We start from the raw sequence: 9,454 nt of genomic DNA on the forward strand, positions 1-9,454 counted from the left end.
GCACATTCAGGACAGTTTTCCTTGTCGTAAGTTTCGAAGAAAATCTCTACTGCGCTGTAGATTGGAAGATCTATCTTACTTACCTTTCTGTCTACAAGACATCCTATTCCGATTACCTTACCACCAAGTTCCTCTAGAACTTTTGCAGTTTCCATGGATGACTTACCAGTAGTAACAACATCTTCCATTATAAGAATCTTGTCACCTTCATTTATTTCGAATCCTCTTCTAAGAGTCATTATATTGTCAACTCTTTCAGTGAAGATAGTCTTCATGTTAAGCTGACTTCCAAGCTCATATGCTGCTCTTATTCCACCCATAGCAGGTCCAACGATTACATCTATATCAAGATCCTTAACCTTCTCAGCAACTACTGCAACAACCTTGCTTGCCTTGTCCGGGTACTGCATTAGCTTTGCACACTGCATATACTTCTGACTGTGCTTTCCCGATGAAAGCAGAAAATGTCCCTCAAGAAGTGCTTCACTTTCCTTAAACAAATTTAAAATATCCATGTTATCCTCCATAATTTCAATTCTATTAACAATTATTAGTATTTATCAGTACATTCTCCACAAACTATTGTGGTTGTGCACAATAGGTATCAACAATAACACTTAAATATATTCAAATTGTTGTACCGGTAGCTAAACACCAACGCTTCAAGGTGTTTTGTAAATCTTAACTTTCTTAACCTAGAGTAGACAGCCTATGGAAATAAAATCAAATATCAGCGAGGTTCGTCAATCAACCTTATTAGTAAAAGATTGACGTTCCGAGTGAACAGGGAGCTAAATATGATTTAATTTCGAACCGGCTCAATCAATACTAAACTATTCCAATAATATCGCTTATATCCTTTATTCCTTCAGCATCAAGGAATTCTTCCATTTCTCTTATTATATCTACACAGATATCTGCTTTGACGAAGTTTGCTGTTCCAACCTGTACAAGTGATGCTCCTGCCATCATAAACTCTATAGCATCCTTTCCTGAGCTTATACCGCCCATTCCACACACGGGTATCTCTACTGCCTTTGCAGCCTGATGAACCATTCTAAGAGCTATAGGCTTAACTGCAGGTCCTGATAGTCCGGCGTAGGTATTGTTGAATACTGCCTTTCGCTTGTAAATGTCTATTGCCATTGCATTTAGTGTATTTATAAGTGAAAGTGCATCTGCCCCTGCTTCTTCACAGGCTGCAGCCATTTCAGAAATGTTTTCTGCATTTGGTGAAAGCTTTACCATGAGAGGCTTTTTACATATTTCCTTTACAGCCTTTACGGTTTCATATGCAACTTTTGACTTTATTCCAAAAGCCATTCCCCCAGCCTTTACGTTTGGACAGGAGATATTAAGCTCTATGATATCAACATCCGTATCATTTAGGAGCCTGATTCCCTCCAGATAATCCTCAAGAGTTCCTCCGCCAAGGTTTGCTATGATGTTTGTATTGTAGGTTTTCATCTTTTCTATTTCCTGGGAAATAAATCCTTCAACTCCTGGATTCTGAAGACCTATGCTGTTCATAAGACCCATTGGAGTCTCCCAAAGCCTTATTCCAGTGTTACCAGTCTTGCCATTAAGAGTTAGTCCCTTTGAGCTAATGCCTCCTAGGATTCCAACGTCATATATTTCATTGTAATCCTCACCGAAGCCGAAGGTTCCACTTGCAGCTACAACGGGATTTTTAAAATCATTTTCTAAAAAACATACTTTCATATTTGCCATATGTAATTGCTCCCATCAGTTATTCGCTTATTACAAGTTCGCTTCCCTTGAATACGGGTCCATCCTTGCATACTCTCTTATTCCCATTTATTGTTTCAGTTACACATCCAAGACATGCTCCAACTCCGCAGGCCATTCTCTTTTCGAGAGATGCGTAAATATCTATTTTATGATCCACACAGGTCTTTATTATCTTATTCATCATTATGTCAGGACCGCAGGTAATCACTGTCTTATACTTATCGTAGTCCACGCAGTCAGTTACAAATCCCTTTTTACCAACACTTCCGTCTTCAGTTGCTACTATTACATTTTTGCCAGTATTTTCAAAATCTTCAATGGAATATACTATGTCCTTGAATCCAAGGAATATGTCCATATCTGCTTTCTTCATTTCCTTTGCAAGGTAAAGTAGTGGAGCCGTTCCTATTCCTCCGCCTATGACAGCAGTCTTTCCCTTTATTGCTTCAAGATCGAAGCCATTTCCTAAAGGTCCAAGTAACTGAACTTCCATATTATCATTCATCTTGCTCATCATGTCTGTTCCATGTCCTGATACTCGATACAGAAGAACAAGGTTTCCGTCACAATAGTCATGAACACTGATTGGTCTTGGGAGAAGGTAGTCTCCATTTAGACCCTTCACCATGTAAAACTGTCCCGGAACTGGTTTAGTATCTACAGCAATTGTCATCTTGTAGATTCCACTGCTTATTTCTATATTTTCAATTATTCTGGAAAGAGAAGTTTTCATTTCTTAAGTTCCTCCCAGATCTCGTCTCTCATTTTAACAGTTGCCCTTTCAGCAGCCTTTGCAAAGTCCATAGGGTCAGATCCGTCTTTCTTGTATGCCATGATTATTCCCCTTGAAGAGTTTACAACTCCGCCATTACCCGCAATAAGGTAGGGAGCTACATCCTTTGCTCCTCCGCCCTGGGCACCGTATCCAGGTATGAGAAGAAACATTGACTTAACTTCTTCTCTAAGTTTTATTCCCTCTTCGTTGTTTGTACATCCCACAACTCCTCCAATTGAGCTAAAGCCGCAATCTCCCAGGTAATCCTGGCTTAATTCCTGAAGCTTATCTCCTACTGAAGAATAGAGGTATTTTCCCTCTTCATTCTTAATATATTGAAAGTCCCTTGCTCCCTGATTTGATGTTCTAACCAGTACAAAGATTCCTTTTTCTTCATTCTTAATATAGTCTAAAAATGGTTCCAGACTATCATTTACACCCATATATGCATTTAGAGTTATGAAGTCCCCTTCAAAATCTCCGGTAAAATGTGCCTTTGCATACATTTCGGCAGTCTTCATTATGTCGCCTCTTTTGATGTCACAAATGCTTATGCTTCCCTTTTCCTTGATGTATTTAAGTGTATCAGAATATGCCTTAAGTCCTTCAAGTCCAAGTGCTTCATAATATGCTACTTGTACCTTGAAGCAGGCAGCTTTGTCATATGTTCTGTCAATAATTTCCTTGTTGAAATTGAAAATGGCTTCGCCTTTAGTTTCAAATTTCCTGGCAAATTCCTCTGGAAGGTATGAATAGTCCGTATCAAGTCCTACACATACATGTCCTCTTTCTTCTACTGCTCTATAAAGCTTGTCTACTATCATAGTCGGCTCCTTTATATACTATATTTCCGTTTTTGATGGTCATCATCACTTTTCCGAATACCTTTTTTCCGTTAAAGGGAGTGTTCTTTCCCTTTGATACAAACTCTGAACTGTCTATTTCATATTCCGTGTCCGTTTCAACCAGCACAATGTCTCCATCATATCCTTCTTTAATGAGACCCTTGTTAAGTCCAAGAATTTTAGAAGGATTTTCCGACATTATTTTTGAAAGGTCATTCAGTGTGACGTTATTTTCCCTCACCAGAACAGTATAACATATGGGGAAGCTTGTTTCTATGCCTGATATACCAGGAGAGCCCTTTTTCTTGTCTTCTTCAGTATGTGGCGCATGGTCTGTACCAATTGAATCAACAAAACCGCTTTTTACTGCATTAATTATGGACTCTATATCCTTTTTTTCCCTCAATGGAGGATTCACCCTGTAACCAAGGCTGCTATCTCCAAATATATGGTGTGGAGTAACCTCGAAGGTTATTGGAAGACCTTCCTTCTTTGCAGCGACTAACCTGTCTACAGCTTCAACGGTACTTACATGTGCCATATGGAGTCTGCATCCCGTTATTCTGCAAAGATCTATATCTCTAAAGGTCATTAGATTTTCAGCCAGTCTCATGTCCGTATCTGAAAAATAGTGATCTTCTGCATGGGACACCACTGTTAGTCCATTTTCCTTTGCATAGATCATTGCATCATACATGAGCTTGTCATTCATTACTCCCTTTCCGTCGTCTGTAATGAACCTTGTGGCTGTCATTACATCGTCAAGGTGGTCAAGGGACTCTCCCTTAATGCCGTCTGAAATCGTTCCTGCCTGAAGTATTTCAATGAGACCAATCTCATTTCCTCTGTTTATTACCTTGTTTATAACTTCCGAGCTGCTGCATGGTGGGTTTGTGTTTCCCATGAGAAGTACAGAAGTGTATCCACCCCTTGCTGCAGCCTTGCTTCCTGTTTCCAGTGTTTCCTTGTATTCGAATCCAGGCTCTCTGAAGTGTGTATGGGTATCTGCAAATGACGGCAGGGCTGTAAGGCCCCTGCCGTCAATAATTTCATAGTCCATGTTATCAGATATCCCTGATGGATTCTTGATGATTCCATTTTCAATTACTATTTTTCCATATTCTGTTTTGTTTGAATCAACTATTTTTACATTTTCTATGATTATATTCATATCTATACCTTATAAATCCTGATTGTTAGGTTCGTATGCCTGGTCACAGTATATACACCTGTAGACTTTTTCTTCCCTGTCAACAAGTCTGAATTCATGATCAATTTCCTGCTCTATTGAAGTGATACATCTAGGATTTTTGCACTTTGCAACATTTTTCACACTTTCAGGAAGCTCAAGATTAAGCTTATCAACTATCCTGTTGTTATCAATTACATTTATTGTTATATTGTGGTCAATAAACCCTAATACATCAAGATCTACGTCTATTTCATTTTCAATTTTAATTATATCTTTTCTTCCCATTACCTTTGAAGAAACATTTTTTATAAGTGCAACTGTAAAATCCGCATCGTCAAGTTTTAGGTATTTGAAAATTTTCATTCCCTTTCCTGCAGCTATATGGTCTATTACAAGTCCCTTTTCTATAGAATCTATCTTTAACATACTTCTACCCCCAACAATTTAGTTATGAGTGCCATCCTAACATACATTCCGTATTTAGCCTGTGGAAAGTAAGCCGCTCTTGGATCATCGTCTATTTCAACGGAAATCTCGTTTACTCTTGGAAGTGGATGAAGTACACACATATCTTCCTTAGCCATTGTCATTTTTTCCTTATCAAGGATGTATGAATCCTTAAGTCTTATATAATCAGCTTCATTGAAAAATCTTTCTCTTTGAACCCTTGTCATGTAAAGGATATCAAGTTCTGAAATAACTTCTTCAAGTCTTTCAACTTCCTTGTACTCCATGTTTTTCTTTTCAAGAGTCTCTTCTTTAATATAGTCTGGTATTTTTAATTCATCTGGTGAGATAAGTACGAATTTTATGTTTGAATATCTTGAAAGTGCCTTTATTAAGGAATGAACCGTACGTCCGAATTTAAGGTCTCCGCAGATTCCGATTGTAAAATCAGTTAATCTTTTTTTACGCGATCTAATTGTGAGAAGGTCTGTAAGTGTCTGTGTTGGATGCTGATGACCTCCGTCTCCTGCATTAATTACCGGAATTGGTGAAGTAAGTGATGCTACCTTTGGTGCACCTTCCTTGGGATGTCTCATGGCACATATGTCTGCATAGCATGCTATTGTTTGAATTGTGTCCTTTACGCTCTCTCCCTTTGATGCGGATGAGCTTCCTGCTGATGAAAATCCAAGTACGCTTCCACCAAGTCTAAGCATTGCAGCTTCGAAACTAAGTCTTGTTCTTGTGCTTGGCTCATAGAAACATGTAGCTAGCAGTCTGCCTTTGCAAACATCTCCGTATTTCTTTGGATCTGCTATGATATCGTCAGCCAAATCAAATATGCTGTCTAGTTCCTCCACAGTGAAATCCATTGGGTCGATTAAGTGTCTACCTTCTAACATAATTTCCTCCTTTTAGTCTCTCTGGACTATTTTAAAGTATTAAATCTAAAGTCTAATTATTGAATCAAAAAAGCCTTCCTCTGCTTGACGAGAGGAAGGCGTAAATTTGCCGCATCTTGTTTATTAACTTCTTCCTTTTCAGCCTCTCGTGCTAATTTAAAGGTTCAATTTCATATAAAATACTACAATTTCAAGGAAATGTCAATAGTTTCACAAGAAAAAAACTATAAGAAATGTATATATTTTTTTGAAATGTATATTCATGCGTGCTTGCGGGTTTTAATAGATTGATATATGTATTTACTATACCAGCTTGCTGTATGCTCTTTTTTCTCTTGTTCGCGGCATAGCCTTTTCATTTATATTTGAAAGGGCTTCCACTATGGATTCAAGTTGGTCTCCTGGAAATCCTGCGTAGAGGTGGTTATCAGGTACGCTTGTGGCATTCCTGCAGCCGTAGCACCCAACGCTTACATTCATTTCCTGAGTTTGATGTGGAATCACTGTCATATCAACACATGTGCCGTTTGAAATACTGGTACTGAAATTGAGTCTTCCACCTTCCTCGTGTATGGAAGCAAGACTCAGCCACATTATCTGCTCCGGAAGTGTTTCCAAAACGACGACATCAGGGTCAAAATCAATATTGTCTAGTGATGCCAGCGCTATCCCCTTGTAACTGTCCTGTTCGAATCTAGGCATAGCCTCCATTGTTTTCTGTGCGCCTTCCTTTTTGAATGAACCAAGTATTGACAAAAACTCCCCGTTCATAAGCTTTTCAGGAACAGGTCTGAATCCCAATGCAGAAGCACCATTTGCACAGGAGATATTGTCCTTTGTAGCCAGAAGCTTGTTTCCTTCCCTTGCCTTCATAATAAACTGGCAGAATGTATATTTATTGTCTGAATGATAATCCTCTGGAAAATCCTCATCCTTCAGCAGCTTTATTCCCACTGCAGGTTGTTCCATTTTCAGTATATCACTTAATTTTTTAGATAAGTCCTTGTAATCCATTAATTATTCCTCTCTTTATTGTTGTCTTTATATATATTAACCCCTATCGAAACGGGTATATTCCTAAAAACTCTAATTAAAATTATATTTCAGAAAGATAGATTTGTAAAGTAGTTATTTAGCTTTCCACAACAAGAAAAAAACCCGCTTCTGGATTTGCGGGTTTCTGTACTTATTACTATACAACTTGTTAGGAGCTATTATTGTTAAAACCTATCTTCAAACTGTTTCTGCAATTCATCTCTGAAATCTGGATGAGCTATGTCAATTAATGCTTTTGCCCTATCTTTCAAAGTCTTTCCCTTTAGATTTGCTATACCGTATTCAGTAACAACATAGTTCACATCATTTCTTGATGTGGTAACTGCACTTCCCTCAGTAATGAATGGAACTATTCTCGATACCCTGCCCTTAGATGCTGTTGACGGCATTGCGATAATAGATTTTCCTCCATTAGCCATACTGGCACCTCGAACGTAATCAACCTGTCCTCCAACACCACTGAATTGCTTAAGTCCAATAGATTCAGATACTACCTGACCCATGAGGTCAACTTGAATACATGAATTAATTGATATCATATTATCATTTTGCATTATAACTTTTGGATCGTTGACATAGTCAACTGGATAAAATTCCACATCTTCATTGTTGTCTACAAAATCATAAAGCTTTTTAGTTCCCATTAAAAATGTTACAACCATCTTATCCTTGTGAAGTGTCTTTTTCTTATTGTTTATTACTCCTGATTCTACAAGATCAATAACTCCATCTGAAAACATTTCAGTATGTATCCCCAGGTCTTTCTTATCTTTAAGAAACATAAGAACTGCATCAGGTATTGCACCAATACCCAACTGTAATGTATCTCCATCCTCAATAAGCTTGGCACAGTTTTCACCAATTGATTCTTCAATTTCACCGATATTAGGTGGCTTCAGTTCCGCCAGGTCATATGAAGTTTCAACTATACAGTCTATATCAGAAACATGTATAAAGGAATCTCCCATGGTTCTTGGCATTTTATTATTAACTTCTGCAATTACAATCCTTGCTGCCTCTGCTGCAGGCTTTGTATAGTCTACAGAGACTCCAAAACTGCAATATCCATTCTCATCCGGTCTGCTTAAATGCACCAAAGCAACATCTACATCCATATAGCCTTCTGTGAACAATTTAGGAACCTCTGAGAAAAAACAAGGAGTATAATCCGCCCTACCTGTGTTAACTGCTTCTCTTGTACTTCCCGCAACAAATAATGCATTATGTCTGAAATGTCCATCCATCTCAGGCTTGGTATACTCACCCTTGCCCATTGCTACCATATGTACTATTTCTACATTCTCATAATTTTTCTTGTTTTTAACCATTGCCTCTACTAATTTGAAAGGTTCTGCAACTGCATGTCCAAGTACTACCCTGCTGTTTGAGGGAATGTATTTGACAGCATCCTCTGCAGTGAATAGTTTTGACTTGTAATTCTTTTCCCAGTTCAATTTATCACCTCTTTAATTTCTTTCTTCCCTTAAGTATATCCTTTGCTAAATCAAGCAAATCGTCGCTTATGACTGTAGTCATGACTACTTCCTTTATCTCAGGGATTTCTTTTTTTAATTCCATCAATACAATTTCCTGAAGGGTATCGCTTGCCGAGGCGCACCCGCTGCACGCCCCAAGCATTTGAACCTCTACAACATTGTTCTCAATATTTATTAATTTTATAGCTCCATTATGCTTTGCCAATATGGGTTTTACATTTTCATTTAATATTCTAACCACTTTTTCATTCATTTTATCACCCTGTTTTTCTAAAATATTAACAAGATCCATGTGCTTCTTTCATCTCTTCTGTAGCGTTCAAAGACTTGTCTTCTTCCTCTGGAAACAGATAAGTATCAAATGCAGGTTTGTGGAACATATTTACTATTATGCAAAGTATTATACCTGCTGCAAGACCCCATGCAGCACCTCTTGTTGCAAGTACGGCACCCATTACACCAGCAATACCAAGATCATTGAATGTACGTGCCTTCATAACTCCTACCCTCACTGATACATATCCCTGTATAAGCATTGTAGATGCTAATGCAATACCAAGAATAGGTTTGCAAAGTGTAACTATCGGCAGAAGTAGGTATCCTGTCAAAGTACCAAATCTGAATGATCCTGCACCTCCATTTATTGAATCCATTGCATCTTTTCCCTGCTTGTATCTTTCACATACTACAACTTGCATAGCTGCCCAAAGAGGTCCACACATTGTCAAGTCAGGTCCTATGATTGACATTATCAAATTTCTAAGTCCAAAGATTAAATGAGATCTATTCGGATTATAATCAATTTTTTCATCTGGTCTAAATTTAGCCACATCATCCAGCAAAGCTTGAGATTGAATCATATCACCAAACAATACAATATAACACGATATTACCATTGGAAGTCCTTTTATGAACATGCTAGCTGGTGGGAATCCTATGCCAAAGAAAGTCCATTCACTAAATAGTACACTAAATGCAGGCTTTGTAAT

The 9,454-nt window shown here is 38.0% G+C and carries 10 protein-coding genes and 1 pseudogene; all 11 read right to left on the reverse strand.

Features of this window, described 5'->3' with window-relative positions; genetic code table 11:
- The coding region (gene pyrE / locus AC3AX0_RS02870) for an orotate phosphoribosyltransferase (RefSeq protein ID WP_487548799.1) at positions 1-527 on the reverse strand (527 nt) is incomplete at its 3' end.
- Between the two features lie 301 nt (positions 528-828).
- Entirely contained in the window at positions 829-1,731 is a 903-nt protein-coding gene (locus AC3AX0_RS02875; protein WP_487548800.1) for a dihydroorotate dehydrogenase, read from the reverse strand.
- A gap of 19 nt (positions 1,732-1,750) precedes the next feature.
- Entirely contained in the window at positions 1,751-2,485 is a 735-nt protein-coding gene (locus tag AC3AX0_RS02880; protein WP_487548801.1) for a dihydroorotate dehydrogenase electron transfer subunit, read from the reverse strand.
- The gene (pyrF, locus tag AC3AX0_RS02885; protein WP_487548802.1) at positions 2,482-3,351 is read right to left on the reverse strand and encodes an orotidine-5'-phosphate decarboxylase; all 870 of its coding nucleotides are present in this window, start codon (positions 3,349-3,351) and stop codon (positions 2,482-2,484) included. The genes AC3AX0_RS02880 and pyrF overlap by 4 nt, the downstream gene beginning before the upstream one ends.
- Positions 3,329-4,543 (reverse strand): dihydroorotase, encoded by a 1,215-nt coding sequence (locus tag AC3AX0_RS02890; protein ID WP_487548803.1) that lies wholly within the window; start codon positions 4,541-4,543, stop codon positions 3,329-3,331. Before AC3AX0_RS02890 ends, pyrF begins: the two co-directional genes overlap by 23 nt.
- A gap of 9 nt (positions 4,544-4,552) precedes the next feature.
- Positions 4,553-4,990, reverse strand: a complete 438-nt coding sequence (locus tag AC3AX0_RS02895) for an aspartate carbamoyltransferase regulatory subunit (protein WP_487548804.1) — start codon at positions 4,988-4,990, stop codon at positions 4,553-4,555.
- Positions 4,984-5,913, reverse strand: coding sequence for an aspartate carbamoyltransferase (pyrB, locus tag AC3AX0_RS02900; protein ID WP_487548805.1), 930 nt, complete (start codon positions 5,911-5,913; stop codon positions 4,984-4,986). Before pyrB ends, AC3AX0_RS02895 begins: the two co-directional genes overlap by 7 nt.
- A gap of 303 nt (positions 5,914-6,216) precedes the next feature.
- On the reverse strand, positions 6,217-6,927 hold the full coding sequence (locus AC3AX0_RS02905; protein WP_487548806.1) for a DUF169 domain-containing protein: 711 nt from the start codon (positions 6,925-6,927) through the stop codon (positions 6,217-6,219).
- Positions 6,928-7,133: 206 nt separating this feature from the next.
- On the reverse strand, positions 7,134-8,423 hold the full coding sequence (locus AC3AX0_RS02910; protein WP_487548807.1) for an acetyl-CoA hydrolase/transferase family protein: 1,290 nt from the start codon (positions 8,421-8,423) through the stop codon (positions 7,134-7,136).
- Positions 8,424-8,427: 4 nt separating this feature from the next.
- Complete coding sequence (locus tag AC3AX0_RS02915) at positions 8,428-8,757, reverse strand: NifU family protein (RefSeq protein ID WP_487548808.1); 330 nt, start codon at positions 8,755-8,757, stop codon at positions 8,428-8,430.
- Positions 8,744-9,454 (reverse strand): annotated as a pseudogene (locus AC3AX0_RS02920) (hypothetical protein); the annotation flags it as partial. The pseudogene AC3AX0_RS02920 and the gene AC3AX0_RS02915, both read right to left, overlap by 14 nt.

The sequence above is a fragment of the Dethiosulfatibacter sp. genome (genome assembly GCF_983023055.1).